Source organism: Paenibacillus sp. tmac-D7, from assembly GCF_006519665.1.
Classification (GTDB): Bacteria; Bacillota; Bacilli; order Paenibacillales; family NBRC-103111; genus Paenibacillus_G; species Paenibacillus_G validus.
Window position 1 is genome coordinate 1 of the sequence record NZ_VIDW01000048.1, and the last position, 18,148, is coordinate 18,148.

The window sequence follows — 18,148 nt, forward strand, 5'->3', positions numbered from 1 at the left end:
CGTTGTTACGCGTTCAGGGGAGCGGCCGGACTGGTATCCTTTTGCAGAGGGGGAGGCGCCGTCGATGCCGTAGCGCGGCACGAGCACGGCGTTGAGCGCGAGCTTCGCCAGCGCGGCGGCGAGCAGGTAAAGCGCGGGCGCGCGGACGGCGCCGAGGCCCTGCAGCAGGCTGCTCGACACCAAGTTTACCGCCGACAGCACGGCAGTGAACGATAGCACGATCATCGCAGACGTCCCCGCGGAAGATTTATAGAACATCACGTTCAGCGGCTCAGCCAGCATCGCCAACCCGAACGATGCCGCCAGCCCGACGAGCCACGTCACGCGCAGCGCGTAACCGGCCCGGCTGCGTACCGCTTCCGCGTCGCCGCGATGCCGTGCTTCCGCCATGGCCGGCACAAGCGCGGCCGACATGGAGGCCGCGATCATCGCCACCAGCTGAACAAGCGGCAACCCGTGGTTGTACAGACCGTACTGAAACAAAGCGCCGGTTTCGTCCCAACCGGTTTGTCTAAGCAGGCGCGGCATCGTGAACGAATCGACGAGCCCCAGAATCGGCGTCGCAAGCGTTCCGAGGCAGAGCGGAATCGCATAGAGGGAAAGCCGCTTGGCGAGCGTCCAGTCGCTACGCCATCGGCCCCTGACCGTTAAGCCTTCCCCTGCCGCTTCAACCGCCGGCAAGCGATCCGTTTGCCGCGCCTTGCGCCAATACCACAGCATGGCGGCAAGACCGGCCGCCGCGCCCGCCACCGACCCGAACGTGGCGCCGGCGGCGATCAGCTCCGGACTGCCCCCGAGCCTGATCAAGGCGAGCAGCAGTCCGACCATGACGGCGACGCGCACCGCCTGCTCGATCACCTGCGACCAAGCCGTCGGCGCCATATCGCCGTAGCCTTGAAAATAACCGCGCAGCGCCGACATCACCGGCACGATCAGCAGCGCGAAGGAAACGCTGCGGATCGCGGCGGCGGCTTGCGCCGCCCCCATCCAATCTGCGAGGACATCCGCGCCCATATATAAAAGCAGAAAGAACAAAATACCGCTAGCCAGAAGCAGAACGGACGCGACACGCAGCACTTGCTTCGCTTGCGCGTTCCGGCCGTCGGCCGCATATTCGGACACGAACTTGGAGACGACGAGCGGGAATCCGGCGGTAGCCAGAAACAAAATAAGCGTATACAGCGGAAATACCGCATTATAAATACCGAACACCGCATCGCCCGCCATGTTCTGCAGCGGGATCTTTTGCAGCGTCCCGATCATCTTCGAAGCGACCGCAGCCAAACCGAGCATCGCCGCACCTTGCAGCAGCGACGTAGCGGCAGGCGAGGTTTTCCCCGCACCGCGACGCGGGTCGCTCGCCCGGGCACTCCAACCAGCGCCTGCACGCAGCCTTCCCTGCTCTTCCCTCCCCGGCTCCGCCGGTCCGGTTTCTTCATCGGCCCGCTCCGCTTCTCTACGCCCCGCTTGCTGCTTCATCCTCGTTCTCCTTGCCTCCCGTGCCTAGTCAACGCCAACATTATACCGCATTTACGCATCTTTTCCAAAACCGGACGGGCAACAAAAAAGCTTCCCGCTTCTCCCCGCCGCCGGGAAGAATTCAGGAAGCTTGTGCCCTAGCTGTCATCAATATCGTACGGACCATACGACTATCGGATTATTGCTCCATCTGTTTAGCCAAGAAGCCGGCCGCCGTCTCGGCCATTTTCAGCTCCATTTGACCCATCTTCACATTCTCGTCTTTGGTAAATAGGATGACCGATCCGATCGGATCGCCACCCGCAACGATCGGGGCGATGACGTAAGAACCGTAAGTATCCGGGGCGTCTTTACAAATTTCATAAGAGCCCGTGCTTGTTTCCATCGAAGCTTTGCGGCTTTCCATGCAGGTTTCGACCAGAGGCCCGACGGGTTTCTCCAAATAATCCTTCTTCGAACCGCCGGCAACGGCGATAATATTATCGCGATCAGATATCATGGTAATGTGATTGGTGCTTTCAAAGAGCGATTCGGCATATTCCTTGGCAAAATCCCCGAGTTCACCGATTGGAGAGTATTTCTTCAAAATAACCTCTCCGTCACGGTCCACGAAAATCTCAAGCGGGTCCCCTTCCCGGATACGCAGAGTACGGCGGATCTCCTTCGGGATCACAACCCTGCCAAGATCGTCGATACGACGAACGATTCCAGTTGCTTTCATAATTCTAGATGCCTCGCTTTCCTTGAAGAATGTGATACAATCTGGATTGCCCTTTGTATACAATGTAGGGAATTCGACTGCCCATAGTATTCTTCGATTCCCAGAGGGTTATGCACCTACCGCTTGACTGCCGGCTGCCTTACGCGCCTATGTACGGGCTGCCGCTGTTTACATTATGCCCCAAAAAAAGAAAACAAAACAGGGCGCCCTTTCGGGCGCCCTGGTAATGTTTACTTCTTCTCTTCCGCTTTCGGCGCATCTGCCGCCGGTGCCGGAGTCGGAGCTGGAGTGGCTTCCGGCTTCGGCATATTGTTCGTCTGAATCAAGCCCGGAAGCTCTTTCTCCAGAAATTCATAAATTTTCGCCTGCGCCGCTTCCGAGCGCAGTCCTGCTTTCACGTCGTCGAACGTTTTGCTCGAACGCGACTCGACTTTCATCACATGGTAGCCGTAACTCGTTTCCACCGGATCACTGATTTTGCCGATCGGCAGTTCAATGGCCGCCTTTTTAAATTCAGGCACCCATTGTCCGACTTCCGCATTCTCATACTTCCCGCCGGTTTCCTTCGAACCCGGGTCGTCGGAATATTCTTTAGCCAGCGCATCAAAATCCCCGCCGCCGTTCAGCTTGTCCTGCACTTCTTTCGCAAGCTTCAGGGCGTCTTCCTTCGTACGCTTTTCCGCCCCTGTCGCTGCATCGGTCGTGCCGACCAGAATGTGGCGCACGGTCGCGATCGTATAGGCGCTTGGATCCTGCGCCAATTTGTCGTCGTAAGCCTTTTTCACTTCGTCATCCGTCACTTTGCTTTCTGCGGACACGATCGTGACCAAGCTGTTGCCGATGAAATCCTGAATGTCCTTCTCCGTCACATTGGCATCCTTCAGCGCCTTTTCCATGCCGCCTTCCTGCATGCCGAGGTACGTCTTAATCTGTTCCATTTGCTCGCTGGCTTGCTTCGCGGCGTCGGCTTTTGCTTTCTCGTCCGCGCGGGCGCCGAGCACTTTGAAGGCGAGCAGCTGATTCATGATGTCTTGCTGGAATGCCGGATCGGTCTTAAACTGCGCGTATTGCGGGTAGAACATCATATTGATATTGACGAATTTATCAAATTCGCCTCGGGTCACGTTAACGCCGTCTTTCATAGCAATCAGCACATCGCCCGGGTTGCCCGTCGCAGCCGGAGCTGCCGGCGTTTCCACAGCCGGAGCCGGCGTCGCCGCTGGCGCTTCCTCTTTCTTGCCGCATCCCGCGGCTAACCCTACGACTATTACAAGCGCCATAAGAGCAGTCATTCTCCGGTATTTCTTCCTGTTATTTTGCTGCATTTTGTAGTTCTCCCTTCGATTTCAGCGCACGCTTGTATTGTACCAGAAACCTTTCAAGTAAATCGATGGATTGTTCTGGTGTCAGTCCCTTGCCTTTCGTTTCGATTACCATGTTCGGCCCGCTGACCAACCGTACGCGATTTTCGAACTCCTGCTGCAGCTTTGCCCACTCGGCTTCATTCAGATTACCGGTCTGATCCGCATGTAGACGAAGTTCATAATCGAGCCCCTTCTGCGTGATCGTCTCGATCGCATACTGCGCCCCGTATACTTTCAAACGCGCAGCGCGCAGCAGATTATGCACCGCATCCGGCAAATCGCCGAACCGGTCCACCAGCTCGTCATGCAGCTCGTTCGCTTCTTCAAGCGACTGCACAGCAGCAACCTTTTTGTAAATCTCGATCTTTTGCATGCTGTCGTAGATGTAATCGCCCGGAATGTAGGCGTCCAGCTGAATGTCCAGCTGCGTCGACCAGACCTTCGTTTCCGGTACGGCCTCGCCGCCGATCTCTTTCTTCCGCTTCTGAATCTCTTCGCCCAGCATTTGCGAATACAGATCGAACCCGACCGAAGCGATAAAGCCGGACTGCTCTGCGCCCAGCAAATTGCCCGCGCCGCGGATGGACAAATCTCTCATGGCAATTTTAAACCCTGACCCTAGTTCTGTAAACTCTTTTATCGCCTGCAGACGCTTCTCCGCCACTTCCGTCAACACTTTATCCCGTTGGTAGGTGAAATACGCGTAGGCGATCCGATTGGAGCGACCGACACGGCCGCGCAGCTGATACAGCTGGGACAAGCCCATTTTGTCCGCGTCATGGACCACCAGCGTGTTCACGTTCGGAATGTCGACGCCGGTCTCGATAATACTGGTGCTGACCAGCACGTCGTATTCGCCGTCGAGAAAATCGAGAATCGTTTTCTCCAGCTCCTGCTCCGACATTTGCCCGTGCGCTACCGTTACCCGCGCGTCCGGCACCAGCATCGAGATCTGCTCCGCCATTTGGGTAATGCCTTGAACCCGGTTGTACAAATAGTACACCTGTCCCTCGCGCGCCAGCTCCCGCTCAATCGCTTCCCGTACGAGCGAAGCGCTGTACTCCACCACATACGTTTGCACCGGGAAACGATTCTCCGGCGGCGTTTCAATGACCGACAAATCGCGTACGCCCAGCATGGACATATGCAGCGTCCGCGGAATCGGTGTCGCCGTCAGCGTCAGCACATCCACATTCGTCTTCAGCCGCTTCAGCTTTTCTTTGTGCGAGACCCCGAAACGCTGCTCCTCGTCTACGATGAGAAGGCCCAAATCCTTAAACTGCATATCCTTGGACAGCAGCCTATGTGTTCCGATGACGACGTCAACCGTACCGGCTTTAATACCCTTCATCGTATCCGCCTGCTCTTTCTTCGAACGGAATCGGCTCAGCACTTGAATGTTGAACGGATATCCGGAGAACCGCTCGCGGAACGTCTCGTAATGCTGCTGCGCGAGAATCGTAGTCGGCACGAGCACGGCCACCTGCTTCCCGTCAATGGCCGCTTTGAAGGCCGCGCGGATCGCCACTTCCGTTTTGCCATAACCGACGTCGCCGCACAACAAACGGTCCATCGGACGGGGCTTTTCCATGTCCTGCTTGATCTCTTCGATCGCCCGCAGCTGATCCGCCGTTTCCTCGTAAGGGAACATGCCCTCGAATTCCTGCTGGTAGGCGGTGTCGGGTGAAAACGCATACCCCGTCGTTGCCTGACGTTCCGCATACAGCTTGATGAGGTCATCGGCAATGTCTTGCACCGATGCGCGCGCTTTGGTTTTAACCCGGTTCCAATCGGAGCCGCCGAGTTTATACACTTTCGGCTCTTTGCCTTCCTCCGCGCCGACATATTTCTGAACGTGGTCGATCTGTTCAATCGGTACCGAGAGCTTGTCGCCTCCGGCGTATAAAATGTGCAAATAATCTTTATGAATGCCGCCTACTTCCAATGTTCCGATGCCTACGAATTTCCCGATTCCGTGGTTGACGTGAACGACGTAATCGCCGACCTTCAGCTCCTGGTAACTTTTGATCCGCTCGGCATTCTCGATCTTTTTGTCCACTTTGCGCGCTTTGCGCTGCTTCTGCGTGAACATCTCGCCTTCGGTAATGATGACCAAATGAATGCCCGGCAGCTCAAATCCCGTCTGCAGGTTGCCTTCCACGATCATCGGCTCTTCGATATGGTAGTCGTCGAGTACCCGCTTGATCCGCTCGACGCGCTCCGGTCCGCCCGCCAGCATCATCACTTTCGCGCCGGCCTTTTTCCAGCGTTCCATTTCGCTCTTCAGCAAATTCATTTGACCGTGGAAGTTTTGCATGACACGGCACATGAAGTTGATGATATTTTGCGGAACCGCGCCCGGCACTTGTCTCAGGAATAACGACAGGTACAGAGTCGGATACGGCTTGCGGTGAAGCAGCGTTTCATAGGGCTTCGACAATACCAGCTGCGGCATATATTTGCCGTCCGACAGCGACATCGTCATCCATTCCGCTTCGTCCTTCTCGAGCTGCTTTGCCGTTTCCAGCAGCCGCGCCGGTTCGTCGATGAGCAGCACCGTATCCTTAGGCATATAATCCAGCAGCGTTTGCCGCTCCGGAAACAGCAGGGACATATATTTGAACATCCCTTGAACATGCTGCCCCTGCCGCATCTGCTCGATTTCATGTCCGATGCCTTCGAGCAAACGGTCTTTGGCCGTACGATCGGTCATCTTGTTCAGTTGCTCCTGCAGCAGTTCATAGGCATGCTGCGCCGCTTTTTGTAAACGGTTTCGATCCGCTACAATCTCGCGACAAGGCACAATCGTGAGCTCCTGGAATTTATCCATCGAGCGCTGGTCCCCGGCATCGAAGGAACGAATGGAATCGACCTCCACGTCGAACAGCTCGATCCGGAACGGATGCGGCGATGTCAGCGGGAACAGGTCGACGATGCCGCCGCGGACACTCATCTCCCCTTTATTCTCGACACGCTCTACGCGCTCGTAGCCAAATTCCACCAAACGCTCAATCCATGACTCCAGCTCAACGGATTGTCCGACCTGGATCGTAAATCGGGCCGCCGCGATCGCTTCCTGGTTCGGCAGCAGCCGCCGCATCCCGGCGTACGGCACGACGACAATCCCGCGGAAGCCTGCGGCCAAGCGGGATAACGCGTCAATACGCTGCGCCAGCATCTCCGGACTTGCGATCGCCGCCTCCGCTGCCAGCAGTTCCTGCGCCGGGAACAACAGCACTTGTCCCGGAGGAACCAGCTCCACCAAGTCTTCGAACACCTTCTGTGCGGAAAACATATTATGCGTCACGACAAAAAGCGGCTGACGCAGTTCTTCATACAACGAAGCCAGCATCACCTGCCGCGAAGAACCGGTGAGACCGGCGACCAATTGCTCTCTCATACCCGACCGAATGCCCGAAACGATCGTCTGGAAATCGGAATCGGCCGAGAATGCTTGAATTAATGCCTGCAACACAGGACACCCCTCTCAACCACACTAAAAAAGCCTAGAGCGAGAATCGCTTTAGGCCGGTCCATGAACGAAAAGCAGGATCGCCGAAATGCGAAAAAACCCCTGTCGCGAGGACTGCATCGATACTGCCGATGCCGCCTGATGACTTATTGCAGAGGATTCGCGAGGAGCGAGAGCTCCGGATTGGCTTCCAGCGCTTCCTTGCAGTAATCGCATACCACCTTGACGGTGACATCCCCATTCGGGTTATACGATATTATATCTCTCCGCTCTTCGGGGGTCAAGAAATGGAAGCCGAGCTGAAACTCGTTCACTTCCCCTTGACGGATCTCCCCAATAAACGTTTGACAATGGCGGCAAATATAGGTGACGGCCATCCTTCCAACCTCCTTACGCTTTACGGAAAAAGCGTTATTTTCAACCAGTATGCCCAACTGGCGAGGAGATTAGCCCGGGTCCGTCTTAACCGTTGTATTTGGCCATCGTATTTTCAAAGGTATGCTCAAGCAGATGCTCCATCGCTTCACAGGTCTTATCGAGCAGCTGAGGCATCTTCGTCAATTCCTCTTTCGAAAATGTATGCAGCACGTATTCGGCGATATCCCGCCCCGGCGCCGGCCGCGAAATTCCCATGCGAATCCGCTGGAACGACTGAGTCCCGAGGTGCTGGATGGTTGACTTGATGCCGTTATGCCCGCCGGCGCTGCCTTGATAACGAAGCCGGATGCTGCCGAACGGCGTATCCAAGTCGTCGTAGACCACGATTAAATCTTCGACCGGCGCTTTATAAAAATCCATAAACGCGCGTATCGATTCGCCCGACAAGTTCATGAACGTCTGCGGCTTGAGCAAGTATACTTTCTGCCCTGCCACCACACCTTCCCCCAGCAATGCCTTGCACTTGCTTTGCGTAATCTTAATGCCGTGCCGGTCGGCGAATCGGTCCAGCGCCATAAACCCGATGTTGTGCCGGGTCTGTTCATATTGTTTGCCCGGATTCCCGAGGCCCACAAACCATTTCAAAGCGATTTCTGCTCCCTTCTAGCGGCAACGCCTTCGTTCGCCCTTCATCGACGTCTTCAAGCGTCTCTTCTCTAATGATAACCGAAAACGTCGTCCGCGCCAACTTAACATGGACCTATCCGACAGGATGTGACCAAAGTTCCTTCTTTTCGATCCCCCCTCTTTCCCCCCTTCGCCAAGGGGGGAGGACTCGGGCGCTTCGCCCCGAGACCCCGAAAGGGAGCGTACCTGCCACCGGGCCGTCGTTGAAGCGGCTGTAGGGCGTGGAGCGCTTTTCGTCCCCCTATTCCCGCGCCTTAACGGCGGGGAACGGGGGACACGCTGTCATGCGGCGTTCTTACCCGGTGTTGTGCCTGCGATCGAGCAAACTCCGGCAATCGAGCGCAAGACGGCCATCCGAGCGTCGACTCGCCCCAGGCCTTTGGCCTGAGCTTACTTCGAGTGGGGCAGAGCGGGAGCACATCCCGCGCGTTTCACCTGCGCGCCCGTGCTCGAACTGAATTAACTCGAGTTCCCAGCCAGCGCGGCCTGCCTTTGCGTTAGTGCGGGAGCACATCCCGCGCGTTTCACCTGCGCGCCCGTGCTCGAAGTGAATTAACTCGAGTTCCCAGCCAGCGCGGCCTGCCTTTGCGTTAGTGCGGGAGCACATCCCGCGCGTTTCACCCGCGCGCCCGTGCTCGAACTGAATTAACTCGAGTTCCCAGCCAGCGCGGCCTGCCTTTGCGTTAGTGCGGGAGCACATCCCGCGTGTTTCACCCACGCGCCCGTGCTCGAACTGAATTAATGCGAGTTCCCAGCCAGCGCGGCCTGCCTTTGCGTTAGTGCGGGAGCACATCCCGCGCGTTTCACCCGCGCGCCCGTGCTCGAAGTGAATTAATGCAAGTACCCAACCAGCGCGGCCGTGCCCATAGCGCTAGTGCACGAGCACCATCAGTACGGCTGTACCCATAGTGCTAGAGCATGACTCCCGCAACCTCGGCCGCGCCTGTGCTCGTTATGCGACGTTCGGCTTCCCGGACAGCAAAAAACGTATCGATTCGCATCGATACGCTGGACTTCTCGCTTATACGGTCTCCTCGGATTTGGCGGCCGCTTCGGCCGGGGCATCCTCGGTTTTTGCGCCAGGCTCTTCGTCCACGGTTTCCGGCTCCGCTTTTTGCGGCGTCAGGATGGTGGCCAGGACGTCGTGCTCGTTGGTTTTGATTTCGATTCCAGCGGATAGCTGTAACGAGGAAACCAGCAAATTTTCGCCGATGCCCAAGGAGCTGACGTCCACTTCGATCACGCTCGGGATTTGTGTAGGCAAGCAGCGTATGTCGAGCTCATGAAGCTGAATTTGCAGAATGCCGCCCTCCTGGACGCCGATCGCCTCGCCGGTGTACTCTAATCGAACTGTAGTGTTAACCGGCTCATCCATGTTGATTTGATGGAAATCGACGTGCAGCAGCTGACGGTTAATCGCATCGCGTTGGATTTCATTGATCATCACCGGCTGTTTGCCGAGCTGCGGAACATCCAGTTCGATAATCGCATGCCGGTTTGCTTTGATCAGGGCAAGGAGCTCCTTTTGATCGATGGCAATGGATGTTTGGGGCACCTTTTTACCATAAACGACAGCCGGCACTTTACCTTCTGCGCGCAGACGGTTGCGGTCACCCTTCGTTCTGCCGCTGCGAGCTTCCGCCTTCAATGTTGTAGCCATAGGAATACCTCCTTCATTTGGGGACAAGCCCTAACTTCTACTACTTTACCCAATTGAAGGAGGTCTGAAACGTCTTTCCTCAAGAAAACGCTCCGCCCCGGCGGATCGCTATTCGTCTCCCATTCACGCCTCCAAAACAAATAGCGGAACTAGAGTTCGCTCATTGCTCCAAATCCGGCAAATTTCGCCGAAAAGGGGCAAATCAGATACCCTGGCTCCGCTATTTCCCTTCAAAGGGAGAATTATCGCTTAATAACACATCACCGTTCCACTATTCGCAGAACAACAGGGAAATCGATTAATCCCGCCGCGAATAACAACTCAATCGTCCGCTTCCCTAACCATGAACCGTAACTTCGACCTGTCCCCGGCTAACGCCAAGTCCGAACCGATCCGCCACCGCAGGGGATCGGCGGCTACCTTACGCCTGCCGCTACTGCTTCTTCGACGACGCCTTCTTGGCGGCGAATTTAGCACGCAGCTTATCGGCATAACCCGCCTTGTTCACCTGCCGCTCACGGGCGATCGCCAAATCCCCGGGCTCCACGTTGTTTGTAATGGTCGAACCGGCAACGACATAAGCGCCCTTGCCCACCTTTACCGGCGCAATCAGGTTCACATTGCTGCCGACGAAAGCGTCGTCTTCCACTTCCGTCACCTGTTTGTTGAAGCCGTCGTAGTTGACCGTGATGGCGCCGCAGCCGACATTGACGTTACGGCCGATTACCGCATCGCCGATGTAGCTCAAGTGGGACACCTTCGTATCGTCTCCGAGCTTGGCGTTCTTAATCTCGACAAAGTCGCCGACCTTCACGTTCTGACCGAGGTCCGCGCCCGGCCGCAAATAAGCGAACGGCCCGACCGAAGATCCCGCGCCGACGACCGCATCCTGAAGCACGGAATGCTTCACGGTCACTCCGGAGGCGAGGCTGCTGTCGGCGATATCAGCCTGCGGCCCGATAACGCAATCTTCGCCGATAACGGTGCTGCCGCGCAGCACGGAGCCCGGGTGCACGACCGTATCGGCACCGATCCGCACGTCGGCTTCAATATAAGTCGCAGACGGATCGATGATCGTAACGCCGTTCAACATATGCCCGCGGTTGATGCGCGCGCGCATCGCTTGCTCGGCCTCCGACAGCGCCAAGCGATCGTTCACTCCGATCGACTCGACCGCATCGTCCAGCACGTAACCCTCTACCCGTTCACCTTGACCATTCAGGATGCTAATGACGTCTGTAATATAATATTCGTTTTGCGAATTATCGTTCTTCACTTGCGCCAAAGCCGCGAACAGCTTGCGGTTGTCGAAGCAGTACGTGCCCGTGTTGATTTCCTGTACCCGGCGCTGCTCCGGCGAACAATCCTTGTCCTCCACAATCTTCGTCACATACCCCTGCTCGTCACGGATAATGCGGCCGTAGCCTTTCGGCTCCGCCACATTCGCCGTCAATATCGTAGCGGACGCCCCGCGCTCCTGATGAAGCCGGATCATCCCCTCCAGCGTTTCATTCGAGACGAGCGGCGTATCCCCGCAAATGACGATGGCAAGGCCTTCCTCATCGCCAAGCAGCGGCTTTGCCTGCAAGACGGCATGACCGGTCCCGAGCTGCTCTGCTTGCAGCGCATATTCGGCGCGTTCTCCCAAATAGGATTTCACCGCTTCCGCTCCATGCCCTACGATAACGACTGTACGCGATGTATTTAAATTTTCGAGGGTGGACACGACATGACCGACCATCGGTTTACCGCAAACCGGATGCAGTACTTTGTATAATTTCGATTTCATTCGCTTACCTTGGCCCGCTGCGAGCACAATGCCTATAATGTTCAAAACGATTCAACCCCTAATCCTTATAAAAAATAAATCCACATCATGTTATGCGAACGCTATGCACAAAGCGCAATGAAATAAATATGCCATAATCCCAATATAGCTCACTTACCTGTAAAAGAAAAGAGAGCCTGTCCGGCTCTCTTAAATTGTAAACGGTTAAGCACCTTCTTCAATAACTTCTTCTTCCGTAGCAGCACGATCATATTCAGCCAATACGGCGGCCTGAATTTTTTCACGTGTGGAAGAGGAAATCGGGTGTGCGATATCTCTGAATTCTCCGTCCGGAGTCCGTTTGCTAGGCATCGCTACGAACATCCCGTTATTACCGTCAATGACTCGAATGTCGTGAACGACAAATTCGTTATCGATGGTAATGGAAGCAATAGCTTTCATTCTGCCTTCGGAATTCACCCGGCGAAGTCTGACGTCAGTAATTTGCACCTCTGTGTTCACCACCTTTTTCCATCTAGAAGACTTGAGTAGTAATTCCACATTTTAGTGCAAATTCCTGCTGCCAAACTGAGATTTTTTCTCAATTTTATAAATACTTTATATATTGCAAATTATTCGACATTTACCGCGGCAATGAGCTCTATTTCGACAAGCACATCTTTCGGAAGACGCGCTACTTCAACCGTCGAACGAGCCGGCTTGTGGTCGCCGAAGTACGAAGCATAGATTTCATTCACCTGAGCGAACTGGTTCATGTCTTTGATGAATACGGTAGCCTTCACCACTTGACCGAACGACGAGCCCGCTGCGGCTAAGACCGCTTGCAGATTGCGAAACACTTGATGCGTTTGCTCGGCAATTCCGCCTTGCACGAGTTGGCCGTCCAGGCCGAGCGGAATTTGTCCCGATGTAAACAACAGATTGCCGAATTGAACGGCTTGCGAATACGGACCGATGGCGGCAGGCGCCTGATCGGTTGCAATGGTTTGTAACGCCATAATTTTCACTCCCCGCGAATTTCGCTTTCTTTAAAATAAGTACCTGGCACTACTTTAATTTGACGCGACTTCGGATCTACCACAGAAAGCTTGGCGAGCGAGATATAATCCTCCACCAGGTGCTCTTCCACCTCGCCGGACTCCACAAACACCCCTACGCCTTCCACCGTCGCTTTAAACTCTTGCAGCAAATCCATCATGCCCTGAATCGTTCCGCCTACGCGCATGAAATCGTCGATAATCAGTACTCTCGACTCCTCTTTCAAGGCGCGGCGGGCAAGCGACATCGTCTGAATGCGCTTATTGGACCCCGACACATAGTTGATGCTTACAACCGAGCCCTCCGTCACTTTACTGTCGCGACGAACGATGACCACCGGCAAATTCAAATAAGTGGCGGTCGCATAGGCGAGCGGAATCCCCTTGGTTTCCACGGTCATCACGATGTCGATGTCTCTCTTCGCGAACACGGACGCGAACAGCTTCCCGATTTCGTTCAAGATCATCGGCTGCCCGAGAATGTCGGACATGTACAAATAACCGCCGGGCAAGATGCGCTCGGGCTGTTCCAATTGACGGCACAGCTGGTGAATGAACTGCAGCGCGCCGGCCGCCGTCACTTTCGGTATGTACTGAACGCCTCCGGCTGCTCCCGCGAGCGTCTGCAGCTCGCCGAGGCCCTCCTCTTCGAACACTTCTTTAATAATCGCCAAGTCTTCGCTGATGGAAGATTTGGCCGAATTATAACGATCTGCGAATGTCGTTAATGGAATAAGCGTGTGGGGGCGAATAAGCAAGTATTGGGTCATCTCCACCAATCTTGCGCTTCTTTTTAATTTTTTCAAGAGTGACCCCCCTTTGGCCAGATGCAAAATAACGATCTGCTGAAAATCCGAATGTTATAATCAAAATATATCATCTTTATACGGGTTTAATCAAGATCATCCCGTTAAAATATTGTGACATTTATGTTATGTAACATTACACATTATCAAATTATGTCACTTAAAATTACATCAACATCACGTCAACAAGCGAACCGCATATACGTCTTTGCAAAAACCGCGGAGCCCATTGTAGATCCGAGGCACCTTCGCCTCCTTGGATACTAGCCCGAAGACGGTCGGCCCGCTCCCGGACATGAGCACACCGTCAGCTCCCAAGCGCACCATCACTTCCTTCAGTTGTTTGACTTCCGGGTACAGATCCAGCGTGACCTCCTCGAGCACATTGCCGAGACGGGCGCACAGCTCGTCGAACCGCTTCTCCCGAATCGCGTCCAGTACGCAGGCGGTTGAAGGATGGTTTTTGATTTCGGACGCTTTCAGCTTGCCGTAAATTTCCGAGGTGGACACATTAATCGGGGGCTTGGCCAGCACGACCCAGCACTGCGGAGGCGATTCGATCGGCTCCAGCTTCTCTCCGCGCCCCCGGGCAAGCGCCGTTCCTCCGGTTACGCAGAACGGCACGTCCGATCCCAGCTCGGCGCCAAGCCGCTGAAGCTCTTCGGTCCCTATGCCGAGCTTCCATAGCTTATTCAGGCCGCGCAGCGTCGCCGCCGCATCGCTGCTTCCCCCGGCCAACCCGGCGGATACCGGAATTTTTTTATCCAAATGAATATAAACGCCCTGCCTCACTTCGTAACGTTCCTTAATCAAACGCGCCGCTTGAAACGCTAAGTTCTTCTCATCGAGCGGTATGTAGCCTGCTTGACTGGAAATAATGATCGTATCCCGTGGAAGCTCCTGCATCTCGATACGATCGGCCAAATCCACCATCGTCATGACCATTTCGACTTCATGAAACCCGTCGGCCCGCTTGTACAACACATCCAGGGACAAATTGATTTTTGCCGGCGCTTTCTCGAACACTTTCATAACACACCTTCTTTACACCTGTCTGACTTTTCCTGCCATGAGGCCGAATGCCATTTATGTCATTTAACCTAATACTATACCAAAAAGGAGACAAAAAAAAGCTAAAGCCCGGGTTTCGCGCTTTAGCTTCATGTTTCGACCGTTCGTTATTGTCCTGTATATGGCGAATAGGAAGAGGCGTTCGCCGGAGTGCCGTGCGAAGCCGCGTAATACGGCACATTCTGCACCGGATACGAAGAAACGCCAGCTGCAAAGCCGGACGGTCCGAACGAGACCGGAGGCGGCACGGGCTGCTGCATAGCAGGACGATATGGCGTCTGAACCGCCTGCGCTTGCACCTGCGTCTGCCGGGCAAGCGTTTGCTCCGCGATCTGAATGGCCCGCTTCACCATATTGCCGGCATCCTTCGTGCGAATTCCGCCCCAACCTTCCCGCTGCACCGTTTCATAGAACCCTAAATCTTTGGCCAGCTCATATTTAAATTGTTCCGACATCACGCCTCTGCGGCTTCTACGCCCCATATCCGAAACCCTCCTTCAAAGGATGAATGTTCGAGTTATGAGGTTAGTATGCGCCCGCCGCAGCAAATTCATACGAATGCAACTTTACATCTCATCCGAACGTTTTAAAAAGCGAAAGGACGAATAAGCGCCGAGTCCGCAGCACACAGCGATTCACATGGATAGGGCTACTAAAGAAAAACGACTGACCACCTAACGATCAACCGTTCCTTATGTAACCTTATTGCTGTATTGTAATCCGTACTTCTCCGTCGTCGTTACATACTGTGACTTCGACAGATTCCGTCAGTATGTCCGCATAACTGTAAGAAACTCGCTTGAAGGTTTGCTGTTCTTGATCCAGCTTCACAATGAAAACGGAAGGGTAGGTTTCCTCCAAGACTCCGGAGCGTTCAACCGTCTTGCGGCGGCCACCATTCGCTCTAAGCATTATCTTCTGTCCGACATGAGGTTCCAAACAACGTTTGATCTCCAATAGCGCATTTTTAGCCATTGACTGCTACCACCTCTTTCCTTCTAGATTATTATAACGCAACATAGGTAGTATGTCAATTTAAGCGAAATATTATATCAGCGTCTTTGATTAGTTGTCAACGATTATTTTCCCTGATTTTATGCGGTTTTACGCTAGGCGCTTCCGTATTCGTTCACCAAATTGTCGAATAAAAAAGAAAAAGCACCATTTCGGCGCTTATTTCGGAGTGGCATATTGAATTTTCGGCACGCCTCTTCGGTAGCTTCCCAGCGATTCGATGCCCCCGATCCCTTCGAGACCGCTGTGCGTCAACCCGATGACATCGACTATGTTTACGGTTTCTTTGATCGGCGTATAAGCTACTTTCACCGCAATGCACAATGGATCAAGCGCATGGATCAAGACGCGGGCCGGCGAGCTGGCAAAGTTCGCTCCCGCCTGCAGCAGCGCTTCAAAGTGCGATTGGCAAGCGCCTGCGACGATCGTTAAGGCATCGAGACTTTTCTCGAACTGCCTGGCGGCTTGAACCGCATTTACGAAGTTATGCGAATTCTTGTAACTGCTAAGCTTGGTAATATCGCCTGCCGGCCGATGCTTTACAAAGCCGTCGTGCCCCGTTATGACCACAATGTCGGGGCGTACCAGCGGAAGCAGCCGATACACCGCATCGGCCATATTCGCCTCGGCTACGTAATACCCTTCGGCGGGAACCCGCAATTCACCGTATAAGTTCATGCACTTGCGCAAATAATTCGGATCGCCGTCCAAATGCAATACTTTGCCTGGCATTTCGAAGTAAACGGGATGTTTGGCCGGCTCCCCCGCCGGCCAGCCGGGCGGCCCTGTCGTCGCCGCCGCCAATCCGTTGCGCGGCATCGTGTCCATCCATTTTGGACGTGTAATTGCTTTATCGAGGTAAGGATCGAGCTGCGGCATCACTTCCAGATCGACAAGGGGTGCATCGGCCAAAAGCCTAAGCTCCACTCCCCGAAGAACCGCCAGCTGTTGCCGGATTTCTTGAATTTTAAAAACGATATCACCACCATACGACTTCCGAGTGACCAGGTCTCCCTGCTTCATGGCTGCATCGCCTCCCCGTCTATCGTATGGCGGTTCTAGGCATTTGGTGCAGACGTTTCGCCCAGGATCGTTATTTGGCGGTTCTTGCCGTCTTCAAGTAATCGGCTAAGCGGTGCGACAACTTTGCATACTCTTCGATCGACAGCGTCTCGCCGCGCCTCGAGGGTGCGATTCCCGCATCCAGCAGCAGACGTTCCAGATCGGGCTTCGATTCTTTATCGAAATATTTGGCCGCCAAGTTGTTGTAAATCGTCTTGCGCCGCTGCACGAAGCTGGCCTGCATGACGTCAAAGAAGAACGCCTCGTCTTCGACTTCCACCGCCGGCTTCTCTCGCACCTTGAGCTTGATGACCGCCGAGTCCACGTTCGGCTGCGGAATGAACACCGTTTGCGGCACGATCGCGACCACTTCCGGTTCGCAATAATACTGTACGGCGATGCTGAGCGAGCCGTATTCCTTGCCTCCGGGCTTTGCCGCCATTCGCTCGGCCACTTCCTTCTGGATCATGACGACAATGTTCTCGAGCGGCAGCCGCTCTTCCAGCAGCTTCATCAGGATCGGGGTCGTCACATAGTAAGGCAGGTTAGCGACAACGCTTACTTTCGATACGTCTTGAAACTTATCCTTGAACAACGCCTGCAGGTCCACCTTGAGTACGTCCCCGTGCACCACTTCGGCCTGCGGATAAGGCGCCAGCGTCTCCTCCAGCATCGGCAGCAGCCGCTGGTCGATCTCGACGGCTACGACTTTGCCCGCACGTTTAGCGAGCTGCTGGGTCAATGCCCCGATGCCCGGACCAATTTCGAGCGCGCCCTTCGTCTCGTCAAGCTCGGCGGCAGAGACAATGTTGTGAAGCACATTCTGATCGATCAGAAAATTTTGTCCGAGGCTTTTCTTGAGCACAAAGCCGTACTTCTGCATCAGTTCCTTGGTTCGCTTCGGCGAAGCGATATCCTCGGACGCTTGTCCGTAACCCGGTTCATTTCCGTTTCGACTCATGACGTGGCACCCTCTTTTTCATTCAATTCCCGACGGGCCGCTTCAAACTCCTCCCGGGAAATTTGAAACATGCGGCAGCGGTTATAAAATTGCTTCCCGTTGCAATAACCGATTCCGAGACGATTGCCCATCGCAAGTCTCCGGGCGGCCGCACGAGGATGCACGATCAGCCCGGCCTCCATCAGATCGTCCCATGTGATAGCCGACTCTTCGTTTCGACCGTCGGTCCTCACGTTGGCCAGTGCCGTGCGAATCGCTTCGACCGATGCGTTCTCGACGCCGATATCGCCCTTGCTTGTCGCCGCCTCCTGCGTCAGGAAGGCATGCTTCGCGCCGGGTACTTCCTTCGTAATAATTTTGCGAATACGCTCCCCGGCATGATCGGGATCCGTGAATACGATTACGCCCCGCCGTTCTTGCGCAAGCTTAATGCGTCGAATAACGTCCGCATTGATCGCCGAACCGCCCGTTTCGATGGTTTCCGCTTCTACCGCTCGTTTAATGGCTACCGTATCGTCCTTACCTTCCACTACGATAATTTCTTTAATCATGTGCACGTACCTTCCTTCGTGAACAAGAGAAAAAGAAGAGGGACGCCTCACGAGCACCTCTTCTTATCTGCCGATCTATATATAATGAATGTAGTC

General features: G+C 54.7%; 16 protein-coding genes and 1 pseudogene. All 17 read right to left on the reverse strand.

The features are described 5' to 3' along the window. The coding region (locus tag FKP33_RS22565) for a polysaccharide biosynthesis protein (RefSeq protein ID WP_141336427.1) at window positions 1-1,479 on the reverse strand (1,479 nt) is incomplete at its 3' end. A gap of 178 nt (window positions 1,480-1,657) precedes the next feature. Next, window positions 1,658-2,200 carry a stage V sporulation protein T gene (spoVT, locus tag FKP33_RS22570; protein ID WP_054797924.1) on the reverse strand — a complete coding sequence of 181 codons (543 nt, stop codon included), beginning with the start codon at window positions 2,198-2,200 and terminating at the stop codon, window positions 1,658-1,660. A 230-nt stretch (window positions 2,201-2,430) separates the two neighbouring features. Beyond that, on the reverse strand, window positions 2,431-3,525 hold the full coding sequence (locus FKP33_RS22575; RefSeq protein WP_127610661.1) for a peptidylprolyl isomerase: 1,095 nt from the start codon (window positions 3,523-3,525) through the stop codon (window positions 2,431-2,433). Further along, entirely contained in the window at window positions 3,512-7,036 is a 3,525-nt protein-coding gene (mfd, locus tag FKP33_RS22580) for a transcription-repair coupling factor (RefSeq protein WP_141336428.1), read from the reverse strand. The genes FKP33_RS22575 and mfd overlap by 14 nt, the downstream gene beginning before the upstream one ends. Window positions 7,037-7,182: 146 nt before the next feature. Beyond that, the gene (gene fin / locus FKP33_RS22585) at window positions 7,183-7,413 is read right to left on the reverse strand and encodes an anti-sigma-F factor Fin (RefSeq protein ID WP_054797923.1); all 231 of its coding nucleotides are present in this window, start codon (window positions 7,411-7,413) and stop codon (window positions 7,183-7,185) included. 85 nt (window positions 7,414-7,498) lie between these two features. Next, entirely contained in the window at window positions 7,499-8,059 is a 561-nt protein-coding gene (gene pth, locus FKP33_RS22590; protein ID WP_127610659.1) for an aminoacyl-tRNA hydrolase, read from the reverse strand. A 1,063-nt stretch (window positions 8,060-9,122) separates the two neighbouring features. Then, the gene (locus FKP33_RS22595; protein ID WP_054797922.1) at window positions 9,123-9,761 is read right to left on the reverse strand and encodes a 50S ribosomal protein L25; all 639 of its coding nucleotides are present in this window, start codon (window positions 9,759-9,761) and stop codon (window positions 9,123-9,125) included. A 433-nt stretch (window positions 9,762-10,194) separates the two neighbouring features. After that, complete coding sequence (glmU, locus tag FKP33_RS22600) at window positions 10,195-11,595, reverse strand: bifunctional UDP-N-acetylglucosamine diphosphorylase/glucosamine-1-phosphate N-acetyltransferase GlmU (RefSeq protein WP_127610816.1); 1,401 nt, start codon at window positions 11,593-11,595, stop codon at window positions 10,195-10,197. A gap of 159 nt (window positions 11,596-11,754) precedes the next feature. Further along, window positions 11,755-12,039 (reverse strand): septation regulator SpoVG, encoded by a 285-nt coding sequence (gene spoVG, locus FKP33_RS22605; RefSeq protein WP_127610130.1) that lies wholly within the window; start codon window positions 12,037-12,039, stop codon window positions 11,755-11,757. A gap of 122 nt (window positions 12,040-12,161) precedes the next feature. Beyond that, entirely contained in the window at window positions 12,162-12,548 is a 387-nt protein-coding gene (locus FKP33_RS22610) for a RidA family protein (protein WP_155615569.1), read from the reverse strand. Window positions 12,549-12,553: 5 nt separating this feature from the next. Then, entirely contained in the window at window positions 12,554-13,393 is an 840-nt protein-coding gene (gene purR / locus FKP33_RS22615) for a pur operon repressor (RefSeq protein WP_127610132.1), read from the reverse strand. Between the two features lie 177 nt (window positions 13,394-13,570). Further along, entirely contained in the window at window positions 13,571-14,425 is an 855-nt protein-coding gene (gene ispE / locus FKP33_RS22620) for a 4-(cytidine 5'-diphospho)-2-C-methyl-D-erythritol kinase (protein ID WP_127610134.1), read from the reverse strand. 344 nt (window positions 14,426-14,769) lie between these two features. Beyond that, window positions 14,770-14,946 (reverse strand): annotated as a pseudogene (locus FKP33_RS22625) (small, acid-soluble spore protein, alpha/beta type); the annotation flags it as partial. Between the two features lie 220 nt (window positions 14,947-15,166). Further along, the gene (veg, locus tag FKP33_RS22630; RefSeq protein WP_054797919.1) at window positions 15,167-15,439 is read right to left on the reverse strand and encodes a biofilm formation stimulator Veg; all 273 of its coding nucleotides are present in this window, start codon (window positions 15,437-15,439) and stop codon (window positions 15,167-15,169) included. A gap of 198 nt (window positions 15,440-15,637) precedes the next feature. After that, on the reverse strand, window positions 15,638-16,501 hold the full coding sequence (gene yabG, locus FKP33_RS22635) for a sporulation peptidase YabG (RefSeq protein ID WP_054797918.1): 864 nt from the start codon (window positions 16,499-16,501) through the stop codon (window positions 15,638-15,640). A 70-nt stretch (window positions 16,502-16,571) separates the two neighbouring features. Further along, window positions 16,572-17,501 (reverse strand): 16S rRNA (adenine(1518)-N(6)/adenine(1519)-N(6))-dimethyltransferase RsmA, encoded by a 930-nt coding sequence (rsmA, locus tag FKP33_RS22640; protein WP_127610136.1) that lies wholly within the window; start codon window positions 17,499-17,501, stop codon window positions 16,572-16,574. Beyond that, the gene (gene rnmV, locus FKP33_RS22645; protein WP_127610138.1) at window positions 17,498-18,052 is read right to left on the reverse strand and encodes a ribonuclease M5; all 555 of its coding nucleotides are present in this window, start codon (window positions 18,050-18,052) and stop codon (window positions 17,498-17,500) included. The genes rsmA and rnmV overlap by 4 nt, the downstream gene beginning before the upstream one ends. Window positions 18,053-18,148: the final 96 nt, after the last annotated feature.